This window comes from Streptomyces sp. ATCC 21386 (assembly GCF_018728545.1).
Taxonomy (GTDB): Bacteria; Actinomycetota; Actinomycetes; order Streptomycetales; family Streptomycetaceae; genus Streptomyces.
In genome coordinates this window covers 7,267,053-7,282,625 of record NZ_JAAVVL010000001.1, presented here as the reverse complement: position 1 = coordinate 7,282,625, position 15,573 = coordinate 7,267,053, and the positions used below count along the sequence as shown (strand labels likewise).

General features: G+C 72.0%; 13 protein-coding genes. 9 read left to right on the top strand and 4 right to left on the bottom strand.

Annotation, left to right across the window (positions count from 1 at the left end):
* The first annotated feature begins 153 nt into the window (after positions 1–153).
* Positions 154–1,065, top strand: coding sequence for a class I SAM-dependent methyltransferase (locus GWK25_RS31330; protein ID WP_215454785.1), 912 nt, complete (start codon positions 154–156; stop codon positions 1,063–1,065).
* Here the strand turns inward: GWK25_RS31330 and GWK25_RS31325 are convergent.
* A complete protein-coding gene (locus tag GWK25_RS31325) occupies positions 1,054–2,256 on the bottom strand; it encodes a bifunctional adenosylcobinamide kinase/adenosylcobinamide-phosphate guanylyltransferase (protein WP_215454783.1) in 1,203 nt (400 codons plus the stop codon). The two genes, GWK25_RS31330 and GWK25_RS31325, sit on opposite strands and share 12 nt — an antisense overlap.
* A 123-nt stretch (positions 2,257–2,379) precedes the next feature.
* Here GWK25_RS31325 and GWK25_RS31320 point away from each other — a divergent pair, with 123 nt between their 5' ends.
* Positions 2,380–2,592 (top strand): hypothetical protein, encoded by a 213-nt coding sequence (locus GWK25_RS31320; RefSeq protein WP_215454781.1) that lies wholly within the window; start codon positions 2,380–2,382, stop codon positions 2,590–2,592.
* A 294-nt stretch (positions 2,593–2,886) separates the two neighbouring features.
* On the opposite strand, the gene GWK25_RS31315 is transcribed toward GWK25_RS31320, so the two are convergent.
* Together GWK25_RS31315 and GWK25_RS31310 are read right to left on the bottom strand one after the other, a co-directional pair.
* Complete coding sequence (locus GWK25_RS31315; protein ID WP_374200650.1) at positions 2,887–3,522, bottom strand: class I SAM-dependent methyltransferase; 636 nt, start codon at positions 3,520–3,522, stop codon at positions 2,887–2,889.
* Positions 3,523–3,680: 158 nt separating this feature from the next.
* Entirely contained in the window at positions 3,681–4,310 is a 630-nt protein-coding gene (locus tag GWK25_RS31310; RefSeq protein ID WP_215454779.1) for a DUF3043 domain-containing protein, read from the bottom strand.
* Between the two features lie 315 nt (positions 4,311–4,625).
* Here GWK25_RS31310 and GWK25_RS31305 point away from each other — a divergent pair, with 315 nt between their 5' ends.
* From GWK25_RS31305 to GWK25_RS31280, 6 genes are all read left to right on the top strand, one after another.
* Entirely contained in the window at positions 4,626–5,423 is a 798-nt protein-coding gene (locus GWK25_RS31305) for a PspA/IM30 family protein (protein WP_215454777.1), read from the top strand.
* A gap of 28 nt (positions 5,424–5,451) precedes the next feature.
* A complete protein-coding gene (locus tag GWK25_RS31300; RefSeq protein ID WP_215454775.1) occupies positions 5,452–5,730 on the top strand; it encodes a hypothetical protein in 279 nt (92 codons plus the stop codon).
* 172 nt (positions 5,731–5,902) lie between these two features.
* The gene (locus tag GWK25_RS31295; protein WP_215454773.1) at positions 5,903–7,144 is read left to right on the top strand and encodes a sensor histidine kinase; all 1,242 of its coding nucleotides are present in this window, start codon (positions 5,903–5,905) and stop codon (positions 7,142–7,144) included.
* A 57-nt stretch (positions 7,145–7,201) separates the two neighbouring features.
* Positions 7,202–7,891 carry a response regulator transcription factor gene (locus GWK25_RS31290; RefSeq protein WP_215454770.1) on the top strand — a complete coding sequence of 230 codons (690 nt, stop codon included), beginning with the start codon at positions 7,202–7,204 and terminating at the stop codon, positions 7,889–7,891.
* A gap of 202 nt (positions 7,892–8,093) precedes the next feature.
* Positions 8,094–11,234 (top strand): efflux RND transporter permease subunit, encoded by a 3,141-nt coding sequence (locus tag GWK25_RS31285; RefSeq protein ID WP_215454768.1) that lies wholly within the window; start codon positions 8,094–8,096, stop codon positions 11,232–11,234.
* A 132-nt stretch (positions 11,235–11,366) separates the two neighbouring features.
* Complete coding sequence (locus tag GWK25_RS31280) at positions 11,367–13,619, top strand: PQQ-binding-like beta-propeller repeat protein (RefSeq protein WP_215454766.1); 2,253 nt, start codon at positions 11,367–11,369, stop codon at positions 13,617–13,619.
* Between the two features lie 66 nt (positions 13,620–13,685).
* Here the strand turns inward: GWK25_RS31280 and nadA are convergent, their stop codons facing one another.
* Complete coding sequence (gene nadA / locus GWK25_RS31275; RefSeq protein ID WP_215454765.1) at positions 13,686–14,870, bottom strand: quinolinate synthase NadA; 1,185 nt, start codon at positions 14,868–14,870, stop codon at positions 13,686–13,688.
* Between the two features lie 314 nt (positions 14,871–15,184).
* On the opposite strand from nadA, the gene GWK25_RS31270 reads away from it, so the two are divergent.
* Positions 15,185–15,541, top strand: a complete 357-nt coding sequence (locus tag GWK25_RS31270) for an iron-sulfur cluster assembly accessory protein (RefSeq protein WP_059080740.1) — start codon at positions 15,185–15,187, stop codon at positions 15,539–15,541.
* Positions 15,542–15,573: the final 32 nt, after the last annotated feature.

The window sequence follows — 15,573 nt, the reverse complement described above, 5'->3', positions numbered from 1 at the left end:
GTACCGGCAGGGATCGAACACGACCGCGCCACACCAAGACCCCGCGACGCACGAACGTCCCACCGCGCCAACGGCACGTCATTGCACGGGGGACCGGGCTCACGTACGTACCTTTTTGGGGCGAATGTCCCTACGTCGCCCCCAGGAGCCGCCATGTCCCCCACCCCGCGGCCGGAGCCCGGCCCACTCGCGCCGGGAGTCGACCCCTTCCACGAACCGCGCCGGGAGGACTGTCCCTGGTGCGGCTCGCGGCAGTTGCGTACGCGGGTGCGCGCGCCGGAGGGGCGGCGGCGTACGCCGGGCACGTTCGTGGTGGACGAGTGCCGGGACTGCGCGCACGCCTTCCAGAACCCCCGGCCCACCAGGGACGGACTGCTGCTGCGGTACCACCAGCACGCGGACGAGGACGAGTTCGGCCCGCACCCCCTCGGGCGGCGTCGCCGCCGGCACCTGCGGGGCGCCGCCCGCGCGCTGCTGCGGTACCCCGAACCGGAGAGCTGGCTCGACGTCGGAACCGGACACGGCCACTTCCCGGAGACCGCGCGCGAGATCCACCCCTACACCTCCTTCGACGGTCTCGACCCGACCCCGCGCGTCGACCGGGCATGGGAGGCGGGGCGTGTGGAGGAGGCGTACCGGGGCCTGCTCACCGACCCTGAGATCAGCGCACGGCTGCGCGCCCGCTACGACGTGGTGAGCATGCTCCACCACCTCGAACACACCGCCGACCCCCGCGAGGAGCTCCGTGCCGCCCGCGCCGTGCTGCGCCCCGGCGGCCTGCTCCTTCTCGAAGTCCCGGACCCGGCACGCCCGTCGGGGGCGCTGCCCGCCAGGAACCGGCGCCTCTGGAAGCCGTGCGACCGTCCTCGCCCCCTGCACCTCGTGCCCCTGCGCAACCTGCTCGCCGAACTGCGCTCCCTGGGCTTCGAGGTCCTCACGGCCCGCCCGTGCACCCCACTCCCGCCCCGCGCACACCGCATCCTCGCGCGCCGCGCCACACCACCGGCCGCCCCCGCGGCCCCCCGGGCGCCGATGGCCGAACGGGCGGACCCCTCAACCCCGTAGCGACAGCGCCTGCCCCGCCACCACCAGCAGCACGTGCTCGCACTCCTGCGCGAAGGCCGCGTTCAGACGGCCGAGTTCGTCGCGGTAGCGGCGACCGGAGGCGGTGGCGGGGACGATGCCGGAGCCGACCTCGTTGGAGACGGCGACCAGCGTGCGGCGCGTGTGCCGTACGGCCTCGGTGAGCTCGGTGACATGCGCCCGGAGCGCGCGCTCCCCGCCCCCGGCCCACTCCGCGTCGTCCCACGCCCCCACCGCGTCCATGGCGTCCGTCAGCCACAGCGAGAGACAGTCGAGGAGCAGCGGCGACCCGTCGTCGTCCTTCAGCAGCGGCACGAGGTCGCAGGTCTCGACCGTGCGCCAGGAACCGGGGCGCCGCTCGCGGTGCGCGGCGACCCGCTCGGCCCACTCCCCGTCACCGCCCCGCAGTCCGCCGGTGGCCACGTACAGCACGTCGGGGAACGCCTCCAGCCGCCGCTCGGCCTCCACCGACTTCCCGGACCGCGCCCCGCCGAGCACCAGCGTGCGCCGCGGCACATCGGGGACGTCCTCGTAGGCGCCCACCACCAGCGTCGTCCCGTCCGGCACGGTGCGCGCGCCCGCCGCCGCGAGCCGGCGCGGCAACTCGCCGTCCGCCGGCACGTCGTGGTCGATGTGCACGGCCACGACATCGGTCGTCGGGCCCACCGCTCCCGCCGCCCGCAGCCGCGCCAGCGCGTCCGGCCGCCCCAGCACGTCGAGGACGACCATGTCGTACGGCTCCGACCGTTCCTCGACACCGGCGGGCGCGGCCCCCGGCGGCAGATACAGCAGCCGCTGGCCGCCCGCACCGGTCACCGCGTACCCGGTCCCCGGTGCGTCCAGGGCCCGTGCCCGCACCCGGTGTCCGCTCAGCAGCGCCAGCTCCCGCCCGTCCGGCACCCGCACGGGCTGCGGCAACCCCGCCGGCACCTCCACGGCGGGCCCGTCGTGCGGGTGCGACAGCAGTACCTGCCGCACGCCGGTGAGCGTGCGCCCGGCGCGCGCGGCCGCGAGGGCGGCGCCCGGAGTGAGGTCGAGCAGCAGTGCGCCGTCCACGAGCAGCGCGGTCGCCCCGCGCGCGGCCACACCGAGCGCGGTCGCGCACACCGCACACGGACAGTCGGGGCGGGGCAGCCCCGCGGGGGCGCCGGTGCCGAGCAATGTCAGTTCCACGGAGACGATTTTCCCGTGTCCCGATGAGTACGCGCAGATCTTGCGCGTCCGACTAGGCTCAGAGGGAACCGGATCTTGCTCGGTGCCGGGTGCGGTGCCGGGCCGGTACTTACGGAGGCTCACATGGCGGCATGGACGTGGCGGTTCGAGAAGGCCGACGGGACGGAGGTCCAGCCCGCGGTCCAGCCCGAGGAGTTCACGACCCAGGGGGATGCCGAGTCGTGGGTCGGCGAGCACTGGAAAGCGCTGCTGGAGGGTGGCGCGGACCAGGTCCGTCTCTTCGAGGACGCGACGGAGATCTACGGGCCGATGAGCCTGCACGCGCAGGACGCGTAGCGCTCCGCGGCGGGCGGGGTCCCTGTACGGGACTCCGCCCCGATCCCGCGGAGGGATGGGGTGCGAGGGGGTGCGTGGGCGACCGCGGGCCCGGGGGGGGGCTTCTCGCGCAGTTCCCCGCGCCCCTGTAAGACCAGGCCCTGCTTTCAGGGGCGCGGGGAACTGCGCGACCAGCCCCCACCGGACGGACGCCTGGGGGTCGAAGGGGCGCAGCCCCTTGGTGGGGGCACCTCCCGCTCGAGCGAAGCCGAGAGTGGGGGAGGGGCGGGTAGGGGCGGCGGGGGCGAGAAGGACTCAGCCGCGCACACCACACAGGTGCAACAACGCCGCCACCTGCCGATAGGGATCCGTCCGCCCGGCCCGCTCCTCCGCCGCGAGGAGCGCATCGAGGTCCCCCTGCCCGTCGGGCAGCCCCGCGTCGTCCGCCGCCAGATCCGTGAACACCCGGACCCCGTACCAGGCGTGCAGCGGCGCCCCGATCCCCGCGAGCGCGTCCGTCAAGGTCTCCAGCCGATCCGCCCGCACATCCAGCCCGAGCCGGTTCCGGTACGCGGTGGTGTCGAACGCGGCCAGCGCCCCGGCCCAGTCCCCGGCGAGCCCCGCGCGCATCGCGAGGGCGTCCCCGTTGCGGACGAGCAGCGACAGCAGCCCACCCGGTGCCAGCATCCGCGCCAGCCCGGCCAGCAGGGCGTCGGGCTCCTCGACGTACATCAGCACCCCGTGACAGAGCACGACGTCGAAGCTGCCCGGCAGGAAGTGCACACCCGTGTCCCGGCCGTCGCCCTCGACGATCCGCATCCGCCCGCGGATCCCCTCGGGCTCGGCGGCGACCGCCTCCCGGGCGACGGCGATCAGCTTCGACTCGCGCTCGATCCCGGTCACCGCGTGTCCGGCCCGGGCCAGCCGCAGCGCCTGCGTGCCCTGTCCCATGCCCACGTCGAGCACCCGGAGCCGCTGCCCGACCGGGAAGCGTCCGGCTATCTGCTCGTCGACCTGGCGCGAGACCAGCTCCTGTCGTACGACCTCACGCAGGGTGCCCAGTCGGTCCAGCCATGCCTGCGCGGCACCTTCGGAGAAAGGGGTCGTGCTCAGGGCCGCTCTCCGCGCTTGACCTGCGGCTTGGGCAGCCGGAGGCGACGCATCTGGAGCGTACGCATCAGGGCGTAGGCCACGGCGCCCTTGGTGTTCGCGTCGGGGAAGCGCTCGCGCAGCTGCTTCTTCAGACGGAACCCGAGGCTGATCGAGTCGACCACGATCAGCACGATCACGAAGAGCCACAGCAGCAGCGAGATGTTCTTCAGCGCGGCCTGCGGGAGCGCGCTCAGAATGAGGATGATCACGGCCAGCGGCAGGAAGAACTCCGCGATGTGGAACCGCGAGTCCACGTAGTCACGGGCGAACCGGCGGACCGGGCCCTTGTCCCGCGCCGGCAGATAGCGCTCGTCGCCGGTGGCCAGCGCCTGGCGCTGCTTCTCCAGCGCGGCACGGCGCTCGTCGCGGGAGCGCTTGGCGGCCTCCTTGCGCGTCGTCGGCGTATTGGCGACGCTTCGGCGCTGCCCCTGGGCCACACTCCGTTTCGGAGTGGGGCGCCCCTTGGGGGCCTGCGGGTCACGGGTCTGCTTGGAGTCGGTCACCAGCGCCTTGTCGGCGGCCGATTCCTTCTCGCTCTTGGCGCGGCTACGGAACACAAAACCCAAGGGTACGGGGTGCCGGGGCATGGACCCCAGCCGAGTGGGGAACGATCCGGCAACACCCGGCGTCCGTACTGGAGACAGAGCTGGGGCGACAGTTCGGAAAAAAGGGGGAGCGCGGTGACGGTTCGTCCGTGGCGGAGCCGAGGTGTTCCGGGGAGCGGCCCGTACGCAACCCCGGGTGCCACCTACTCCCTACGCCGGAGCGGAGCCGCACACAGTCGTCCTTGGGGATGACCGCATCCGTCCCCGAACAGTGCGGTAATGGATGCAGGGCCCGTACTGTGGGTTCTGTCGCAGACCTGTGAGCTGGAGTCCGTCAGAAGGGGGCGCGCGAAGCCCATGAGCGGTGTCATGAAGCGTATGGGGATGATCTTCCGCGCGAAGGCGAACAAGGCCCTTGACCGGGCCGAGGACCCGCGCGAGACCCTTGATTACTCGTATCAGAAGCAGCTGGAGCTGCTCCAGAAGGTGCGCCGGGGCGTGGCCGACGTCGCCACCTCGCGCAAGCGTCTGGAGCTCCAGCTCAACCAGCTCCAGTCCCAGTCCTCGAAGCTGGAGGACCAGGGCCGCAAGGCGCTCGCGCTCGGTCGCGAGGACCTGGCCCGCGAGGCGCTCTCGCGCCGTGCCGCGCTCCAGCAGCAGGTGACGGACCTGGAGACGCAGCACTCGACGCTCCAGGGCGAGGAGGAGAAGCTCACCCTCGCCGCTCAGCGCCTGCAGGCCAAGGTCGACGCCTTCCGCACCAAGAAGGAGACGATCAAGGCCACGTACACCGCCGCCCAGGCCCAGACCAGGATCGGCGAGGCGTTCTCCGGCATCTCCGAGGAGATGGGTGACGTCGGTCTCGCCATCCAGCGCGCCGAGGACAAGACGGCCCAGCTCCAGGCCCGGGCCGGCGCCATCGACGAACTGCTGGCCTCCGGCGCTCTCGACGACCCGTCCGGGATGCACAAGGACGACATCCAGGCCGAGCTGGACCGCCTCTCCGGTGGTACGGACGTCGAGCTGGAGCTCCAGCGCATGAAGGCGGAGCTGGCGGGCGGCCCGTCCGCGCAGCAGCAGGCCATCGAGGGCGGCGCCGGCCAGTCGGCGCAGCAGCAGTCCCAGCGTCAGGACACCCCGCGGTTCGACAAGTAAGGGGACTCCCGTCCCGGAGGAGGGCGACATGATCGTACGGATCATGGGGGAGGGGCAGGTGAGGCTGGACGACGTCCACTTCGCCGAACTGAACAAGCTGGACGACGTCCTCCTGGCGGAGATGGAGGTCGGCGACGGCCCGGGCTTCCGCCACACCCTCCACGCCCTCCTGGACAAGGTCCGCGAACTGGGCACTCCCCTTCCCGACGACGCCCTGGAACCATCGGAACTGATCCTCCCGGCCGCGGACGCGACACTGGACGAGGTCAGGCAGATGCTGAGCGACGACGGCCTGATCCCGGGGTGACGGCCGTCGGACAGGCCCCCGAAGGGCCGTGTCCTACCAGGGGCGCGGGGAACTGCGCGAGAAGCCCCGCCCACCCGCACCCGACGACGCGTCCCGAGCAGCCCTGCCCCGCCCCACAGGTACCGCCACCACCAGTTCCGCCCCCCACAACCGCCCCGTACCGTAATCAACCGTGAGCACCCTCCACCGAGCCAGGACCTGGCTGACGGCGCACCCCCTCGCGCTGGACGCCGCCCTCGCCGCGGGCGCCCTCGTCGCGATGGTCGCCGGCTCTTTCGTGGACCCCAACGCCGACCACGGCGACAAGTGGGGCGCCCGCACCCCCGACGCCCTCAGCATCGCGCTCATGGTGGCGGCCGCCGCCGTCCTCGTCGCCCGCCGCCGCGCCCCCATGGCCGTACTGGCGGCGACCTGCGCCCTCACCCTCGCCGAACTGGTGACCGGCGACCCGCGCGCCCCCGTCGCGATGTCCGCCGTCCTCGCCCTCTACACGGTCGCCTCCACCACCGACCGTCCCACCACCTGGCGCGTCGGCCTGCTCACGATGACCGTGCTGACGGGCACGGCCATGCTCGCCGGCCCGCTGCCCTGGTACGCCCAGGAGAACATCGGCATCTTCGCCTGGACCGGCATGGCCGCCACCGCCGGGGACGCGGTCCGCAGCCGCCGTGCCTTCGTGCACGCCATCAGGGAGCGCGCCGAACGGGCGGAACGCACCCGCGAGGAGGAGGCCCGCCGCCGGGTCGCCGAGGAACGGCTGCGGATCGCCCGCGATCTGCACGACGTCGTAGCCCACCACATCGCCCTGGTCAACGTGCAGGCCGGAGTCGCCGCGCACGTCATGGACAAGCGGCCCGACCAGGCGAAGGAGGCCCTCGCCCACGTCCGCGAGGCCAGCCGCTCCGCGCTGGGCGAACTCCGGGCCACGGTCGGGCTGCTGCGCCAGTCCGGCGACCCCGAGGCACCCACCGAACCCGCCCCGGGCCTGGTCCGGCTCGACGAACTCGTCGGCACCTTCCGCAGCGCCGGCCTCGCGGTGGAGGTGGTCCGTGCCGACGAGGGGGTGAGCCTCCCGGCCGCCGTCGACCTCGCCGCGTACCGCGTCATCCAGGAGGCGCTCACCAATGTGCACAAGCACGCCGGTGAGGCGGCGAAGGCCGAGGTCAGCGTCGTACGCGTCGGCCCGGACGTGGAGATCACCGTTCTCGACAACGGCACCGGACGGACCGCTGCGCACGACGCGAACCCCGAGAACCCCGAGGGCGGCGGGCACGGCCTGCTCGGCATGCGCGAACGCGTCGCCGCGCTCGGCGGCACCCTTACCACCGGCCCCCGCTACGGCGGCGGCTTCCGGGTCCATGCGATCCTGCCGCTCGAGACCCGAACGACCACCGCGGAAGACGTACGACCGTGAGCCGCACGGTCGAGGCGGCGGCCGTACGACCGTGACCAGCGCCCCGGGGGACCCCGTATGACGATCCGTGTCCTGCTCGCCGACGACCAGGCCCTGCTGCGCAGCGCCTTCCGGGTGCTCGTCGACTCGGAGCCGGACATGGAGGTCGTCGGGGAGGCCTCGGACGGGGCGGAGGCGGTGCGGCTCGCGAAGGAGGAGCGGGCGGACGTCGTGCTGATGGACATCCGGATGCCCGGCACGGACGGGCTGGCCGCCACCCGCATGATCAGCGCCGACCCGGCGCTCGCCCAGGTCCGCGTCGTCATCCTCACCACCTTCGAGGTCGACGACTACGTCGTGCAGTCGCTGCGCGCCGGCGCCTCCGGTTTCCTCGGCAAGGGCTCCGAGCCCGACGAGCTGCTGAACGCGATCCGGGTGGCCGCCGGCGGAGAGGCACTGCTGTCGCCCACCGCCACCAAGGGCCTGATCGCCCGCTTCCTCGCCCAGCCGGACGACTCGGCCGGCGGCGAGGGCGGGGGCGCCGCCCGCTCGGAACGGCTCGCCACCCTGACCGGTCGCGAGCGGGAGGTGCTCGTCCAGGTCGCCGCCGGGCTCTCCAACGACGACATCGCCGAGCGGCTGGAGGTGAGCCCGCTGACCGTGAAGACGCACGTCAACCGGGCCATGGCGAAGCTGGGCGCCCGGGACCGCGCGCAGCTGGTGGTCTTCGCGTACGAGTCGGGCCTGGTACGACCGAGGGTGGACTGAGGGCCGCCGGGGACTACTCCACTCGGAGTATGCGCGGCATAAGGAAATGGCCCTGGGGAGCGAGGGAACGGGCGCTTCCATGGCCCAGGGTATGAGGTGAGCGCTCACCATCGCTTCACACGAGCGACACATGGGGGACAACAGCCGCATGTGGCAGGGGCGTTCGTCACCCGCTCACGCCACAGAAGAGAGACCCTGACCCATGTCCTGGCTGTCCCGGTTCAGCCTCGCACAACGGGCCCTCGTCGGTCTGATGTCGATCATCGCGCTCGTCTTCGGGGCGATCGCGATACCCCAGCTCAAACAGCAGCTGCTGCCCACCATCGAACTGCCCGTGGTGTCCGTGCTCGCCCCCTACCAGGGCGCCTCCCCGGACGTCGTCGAGAAGCAGGTCGTCGAGCCCATCGAGGACAGCCTCGAAGGCGTCGACGGCATCACGGGCGTGACCTCCACCGCCAGCGAGGGCAACGCCCTGATCATGGCGTCCTTCGACTACGGCCCCGGCACCGAGCAGCTCGTCGCCGACGTCCAGCAGGCCGTCAACCGGGTCCGGGCGCAGCTGCCGGACGCCGTGGACCCGCAGGTGATCGCGGGCTCCACGGACGACATGCCGACCGTCGTCCTCGCCGTCTCCGCGGACCAGGACCAGCAGGCCCTCGCCGACGAGCTCGACCGGACCGTCGTGCCCACGCTGGAGGGCATCGACGGCGTCGGCCAGGTCACCGTCGACGGCGTACGGGACCTCCAGGTCACCGTCACCCCCGACGACGCGAAGCTGGCGAAGGCGGGCCTGACCACGATGGCCCTCTCCCAGGCCCTCCAGGCGGGCGGCGTCACCGTCCCCGCGGGCTCCTTCGACGAGGACGGCGCCAACCGCACCGTCCAGGTCGGCGGCGGCTACACCTCGCTGGAGCAGATCGAGAACCTGATGGTGCGCGGCGAGGGCGTCAAGAAGCCCGTACGTCTCGCCGACGTCGCCGCGGTGAAGGAGGAGCAGGCCAAGGCCGACTCCATCACCCGCACCAACGGTGAGCCGAGCCTCGCGGTCATGGTCACCATGGACCGTAACGGCAGCGCGGTGGCGATCTCCGAGGCCGTGGAGGAGAAGCTGCCGGACATGCGCCGCGACCTGGGCTCCGGCGCCACCGTCACCGTGGTCAGCGACCAGGGCCCGGCGGTCTCCAAGTCCATCGACGGGCTGACCACCGAGGGCGCCCTCGGTCTGCTCTTCGCGGTCCTGGTCATCCTGGTCTTCCTGGCGTCGGTCCGCTCGACCCTCGTCACCGCGGTCTCCATCCCGCTGTCGGTGGTCCTGGCGCTGATCGTGCTGTGGACCCGTGACCTCTCCCTCAACATGCTCACCCTCGGCGCGCTGACCATCGCCATCGGCCGCGTCGTCGACGACTCGATCGTGGTGCTGGAGAACATCAAGCGGCACCTCGGCTACGGCGAGGAGCGCGAGGAGGCCATCCTCAAGGCGGTCCGCGAGGTCGCCGGAGCGGTCACCTCCTCCACCCTGACGACGGTCGCCGTCTTCCTCCCCATCGGCCTCACCGGCGGCATGGTCGGCGAGCTGTTCGGCAGCTTCTCGCTGACCGTGACGGCGGCCCTGCTGGCCTCCCTCGTGGTCTCGCTGACCGTGGTCCCGGTGCTGTCGTACTGGTTCCTGCGCGCGCCGAAGGGCACACCCGAGGACGCCGACGAGGCACGCCGCAAGGCCGAGGAGAAGGAGGCCAAGAGCCGCCTCCAGCGCTTCTACGTCCCTGTCCTGCGCTTCGCCACCCGCCGCCGGCTGACCAGCCTGGCCATCGCGGCCGTCGTCCTGATCGGCACGTTCGGCATGGCGCCGCTGCTCAAGACGAACTTCTTCGACCCCGGTGACCAGGAAGTCCTCAGCCTCAAGCAGGAGTTGAAGCCCGGCACCAGCCTCGCGGCGACCGACGAGCAGACGAAGAAGGTCGAGAAGCTGCTCGCCGACACCGAGGGCGTCAAGGACTACCAGGTCACCGTCGGCTCCTCCGGCTTCATGGCCGCGTTCGGCGGGGGCACCGACACCAACCAGGCCTCGTACAGCGTCATGCTGGACGACTCGGCCGACGCCGCCGGCGTCCAGGACACCATCGAGAAGGGCCTCGCCGGGCTCTCCGGCATCGGCACGACGACCGTCGCGGTCGGCGACGCCTTCGGCAGCCAGGACCTGAGCGTGGTCGTCAAGGCCGCCGACGCCGAGGTCCTGCGCAAGGCCGCCGAGCAGGTCCGTGACGCCGTCTCCACCATGGACAACGTCACCGACGTCACCAGTGACCTGGCGCAGAGCGTGCCGCGCATCTCGGTGAAGGCCACCGACAAGGCCGCCGCCGCGGGCTTCGACGACCAGACCCTCGGCGCCGCCGTCACCCAGGCCGTCCGGGGCACGACGAGCGGCCGGGCCATCCTCGACGACACCGAGCGGGACGTCGTCATCAAGTCGGCGAAGCCCGCCGAGACCCTGAAGGAGCTGCGGGACCTGCCGCTGGGCGCGGTGAAGCTCGGCGACATCGCCGACGTGAAGCTGGTGGACGGCCCGGTCTCCATGACCCGGATCGACGGCCAGCGGGCCGCGACGATCACGGCGAAGCCCAAGGGCGACAACACCGGCGCGGTCAGCACCGACCTCACCGCCAAGCTGAACGCGCTCGATCTGCCCGAGGGCGCCACCGCCTCCATCGGCGGCGTCTCCGAGGACCAGGACGAGGCGTTCGCCTCCCTCGGCCTGGCGATGCTCGCGGCCATCGCGATCGTCTTCATGCTGCTGGTGGCGACCTTCCGGTCCCTGGTCCAGCCGCTGATCCTGCTTGTCTCGATCCCGTTCGCGGCCACCGGCGCGATCGGCCTGCTGATCGTCACCGGCACGCCGATGGGGGTCCCCGCGATGATCGGCATGCTGATGCTGATCGGCATCGTGGTGACCAACGCGATCGTGCTGATCGACCTGATCAACCAGTACCGCCGCCAGGGCTACGGCACGGTCGAGGCGGTCATCGAGGGCGGCCGCCACCGCCTGCGCCCGATCCTGATGACGGCACTGGCGACGATCTTCGCGCTGCTGCCCATGGCCCTCGGCATCACCGGTGAGGGCGGCTTCATCGCCCAGCCCCTGGCCGTGGTCGTCATCGGTGGTCTGATCACGTCGACCCTGCTGACGCTCCTGCTGGTCCCGACCCTCTACACGATGATCGAGATCCGCAAGGAGCGCCGGGCGAAGAAGAAGGCGCTGAAGCGGTCCGGCACCCCGTCCGAGCCGACGAAGCCGGAGCCGGACTCGGACTCGGAGGCGGGCAAGCCGGAGCCCGCCGGGGTCTGACACCCCCGAAGGTCCCGGGCGGCCGGGTCGTGGAACCTCGCGGTTCCGCGACCCGGCCGCCCTGCGTCGCCCTTCCGTATCCTGTGCCTCGAACTGCTAGTCGGGTTGCTTGTCGGGGGGAGGGACCAGGGCGTGCCGCTGCGCAGCGACGACCCCAGATCGGTCGGCGGGTACAAGGTGGTCGACCGGCTCGGCACCGGCGGAATGGGTGTCGTCTACCGGGCGAGGTCCCGCTCCGGGCGCGAGGTCGCCGTGAAGGTGGTGCACGCCCAGTACGCGCAGGACGCCGTGTTCCGCAGCCGGTTCCGCCAGGAGATCGAGGCCGTCCGCAAGGTCAGCGGCGCCTTCACCGCGGCGGTCGTGGACGCCGACCCGGAGGCGGAGCGCCCCTGGATGGCCACCCAGTACGTGCCCGGCCGCTCGCTCGCCCAGCGGATCCGCGACCACGGCCCGCTCGACGGCACCGAGCTGCGCGTCCTGGCCCTGGGGCTGGTGGAGGCGCTGCGGGAGATCCACCGGGCCGGTGTGGTGCACCGGGACCTGAAGCCGGCCAATGTGCTGATGGCGGACGACGGCCCCCGGGTGATCGATTTCGGCATCTCGCGCGCGGCGGAGAACCTGGCCCTGACCGAGACCGGCCAGATGATCGGCACCCCGCCGTTCATGTCCCCGGAACAGCTCACCGACGCCCGCACGGCGGGCCCCGCCTCGGACGTGTTCTCGCTGGGGACCCTGCTGGTCTACGCCGCCACCGGCCGGGGCCCCTTCGATGCGGACAGCCCCTACCTGACGGCCTACCGGGTGATCCACGACGAACCCGTGCTGGACGGGGTGGACCCGCCACTGCGGGCCGCGCTGGAACGCTGTCTGGCCAAGGAGGCCGCCGACCGCCCCGGACTCGACGAACTGGCGCGGGAGTTCGAGACCGCCCTGCCGGAGCCGGACCCGGGGGCCCTGCCGGTGGTGACCCGGCGCGAGGAGGTCGCGGCCGACGCCACGGAGTTCCACCTGGAGATCGGAACGGGCCCGGAGCCGGGTCCATCCCCGGCCCGCCGACGCCGTCTCCGCCCCCTGCTCGCCGCGACCGGTACCGTCGGCGCGCTGGTCCTCGGGCTGACCGCCTATCTGCTGGGGCCGGGCGGCGTGGACACGACCGACACGTCGGCCCCCGCGCCGACCCCGACCTCCCGCTGGACGCCACCGCCCGGCGGCTGGAAGCCCTGGCAGACGACGGTGTTCGCGAAGGCCGCGGCGGGCGCACGCCGACCGCTGCCCTCGGGCGACGGCGGTCCCGGCGGCGCTCCCTCCTGCCAGGTGCACGGCGGCGACGTCTACTGCGGCGGCGCGGGAGCCCTCCCGGTCCGCGTCGACGGCCGTACGGGCAGGACGGTCTGGCGCGCGGGCACCGCGCCGGAGACCACCGAGCAGGACCGGTACTACGCCTCGGTCCTCGGAGTCAGGGACGGCACGGTCCTCGTGCAGCAGACCGTCTTCAGCGGCGAACCCGTGGTGGACCCGGTCTACGCCGTCGCCCTCGACGCGGACACCGGCGAGCAGCTGTGGACCCGGCGGGTGGACACCACCGACATCGACACGGCCCTGACCGGTGACCTCGTCCTCACCCCGGAACCCGACGGTGTGACGGTCACAGCACGGTCCCCGCGCACCGGGGCCGAGCGCTGGTCCCTGCCGATGCCCGCCGGCCACCACTGCACCTTCACCACGGCCGGAGCGGGCACGTACGCGCACTGCCGGCCGGTGGACCGGGACGCCAAGGCGGCGAACTCGGAATCCCGGGTCCTGGTCGTGGACCGCGCCGACGGCTCGGCCAGGACCCTGATGGTGCCACTGGACAGCGTCCTCCTCGGCGTCAGGCAGGGAGATCTGGTCCTGGTCGTGGACGCCACCGACTACACCGACGCGACCCGCGGCGGCGACCCGACGTACGAGACGATCATGCTCCTGGACCTGGAGACCGGGACCAGGGTGATGACGAAGCAGGGCGAGGCCGGGACGGGCCGGGCGGCCCTGGTGGGCGGCGTGCTGGTGTTCGTCCGGTCCGGCGGCCAGGTGACCGGCGTGTCACCGCACACGGGCGAGGTGCTGTGGCGGACCAGGACCAGCCTGGAACGGCCGGGGACACCCGGGTACGACGCGTCCTCGGACACCCTCTACCTGGCCAGTGCCACCGGCAGGGTCGCGGCGCTCGACCGGCTCAAGGGCACCCTGCTCTGGGAGACGCTGCCCCGCGCCACGCCGATCTCGTCCCTCCAGGGCGAGCCCTGGGCACTGCCCCACAAGGGAACACTGGCCGTGGCCGTCCCCGACGGCACCCTCTTCTCCCTCGACCCCGCTCATCCCGACCGGGAGCCCGTGTCGGGGTGAGCGCGGGGCCGAGCCGGGGCCCCCGAGGAGGTGCCGAAGGCGCGGTACGCAGGCGCCGGAGCAGGGTTACGGCAGCGCCAGCATCCGCTCCAGCGCGAGCTTCGCGAACGCCTCGGTCTCCTTGTCGACCTCGATGCGGTTGACGAGGGTGCCCTCGGCGAGAGACTCCAGGGTCCACACCAGGTGGGGCAGGTCGATGCGGTTCATCGTCGAGCAGAAGCAGACCGTGCGGTCGAGGAACACGATCTCCTTGCCCTCGGGCGCGAGACGGTTCGCCAGCCGCCGCACCAGGTTCAGCTCGGTGCCGATCGCCCACTTGGAGCCGGCGGGCGCGGCCTCCAGCGCCTTGATGATGTACTCGGTCGACCCGACGTAGTCCGCCGCCGCCACGACCTCGTGCTTGCACTCGGGGTGGACCAGCACGTTGACGCCCGGGATCCGCTCCCGTACGTCGTTCACGGACTGCAGGCTGAAGCGGCCGTGCACCGAGCAGTGCCCCCGCCACAGGATCATCTTCGCGTCGCGCAGCTGCTGGACCGTGAGGCCGCCGTTCGGCTTGTGCGGGTTGTAGAGGACGCAGTCGTCGAGCGACATGCCCATGTCCCGCACGGCGGTGTTGCGCCCTAGGTGCTGGTCCGGCAGGAAGAGCACCTTCTCACCCTGCTCGAAGGCCCAGTCCAGGGCCCGCTTCGCGTTCGACGAGGTGCAGATCGTGCCGCCGTGCTTGCCGGTGAACGCCTTGATGTCGGCGGAGGAGTTCATGTACGAGACGGGCACGACCTGTTCGGCTATGCCGGCCTCGGTCAGCACGTCCCAGCACTCGGCGACCTGCTCGGCGGTGGCCATGTCGGCCATCGAGCACCCGGCGGCCAGGTCAGGCAGCACGACCTTCTGGTCGTCGCCGGTGAGGATGTCCGCCGACTCGGCCATGAAGTGCACACCGCAGAACACGATGTACTCGGCCTCGGGGCGGGCCGCCGCGTCGCGGGCCAGCTTGAAGGAGTCGCCCGTGACGTCCGCGAACTGGATGACCTCGTCGCGCTGGTAGTGGTGGCCGAGCACGAAGACCTTGTCCCCGAGCTTCTCCTTGGCCGCGCGGGCGCGCTCCACCAGGTCGGGGTCGGACGGGGAGGGGAGGTCGCCAGGGCACTCGACACCGCGCTCGCTCCTCGGGTCGGCCTCGCGGCCGAGCAGCAGCAGGGCGAGGGGCGTCGGCTGTACGTCGAGCTCCTGGGTCTGGGCGGTGGTCACGACACGCACCCTTTCTGTTCTGCGGCTCGCCGCCCGGGGGAGGGGCGGCGGGACATTCGGGCTATCCTTTTCGTCGAATTGACGCTATCTATCATAACCGCTTCACGTCACTTTGACGATGTCCATAGCGTCGATGTGACATGAATCCCGGCGTGGCGTTGTCCACAGCCATCAGCGGCTCGGTGCCCACTCCAGCGGCCATGTGCGAGCATGAAGAGAGACGCGAACGAATCCGCGCGTCCCGGAATGAATCCGGGACCCCGGCGGTTGCAATCGTCGGCAAGCAGTCTCCGTACAACCCGGGAGAGATGTAGATGTCCGTATCGGACGAGACCGGCACCGTCACCGACGGCATCATCGTGACCGACGCCGCCGCGGCCAAGGTCAAGGCCCTGCTCGACCAGGAAGGCCGGGACGACCTGGCGCTGCGCGTCGCCGTTCAGCCCGGCGGCTGCTCCGGCCTGCGCTACCAGCTCTTCTTCGACGAGCGCTCGCTCGACGGCGACGTGGAGAAGGACTTCGACGGTGTGAAGGTCGTCACCGACCGCATGAGCGCCCCGTACCTGGGCGGCGCCACCATCGACTTCGTCGACACCATCGAGAAGCAGGGCTTCACCATCGACAACCCGAACGCGACGGGTTCCTGCGCCTGCGGCGACTCCTTCAGCTGAGCCCCGCCCCGCGCGGTGGCGCGCCACACGCG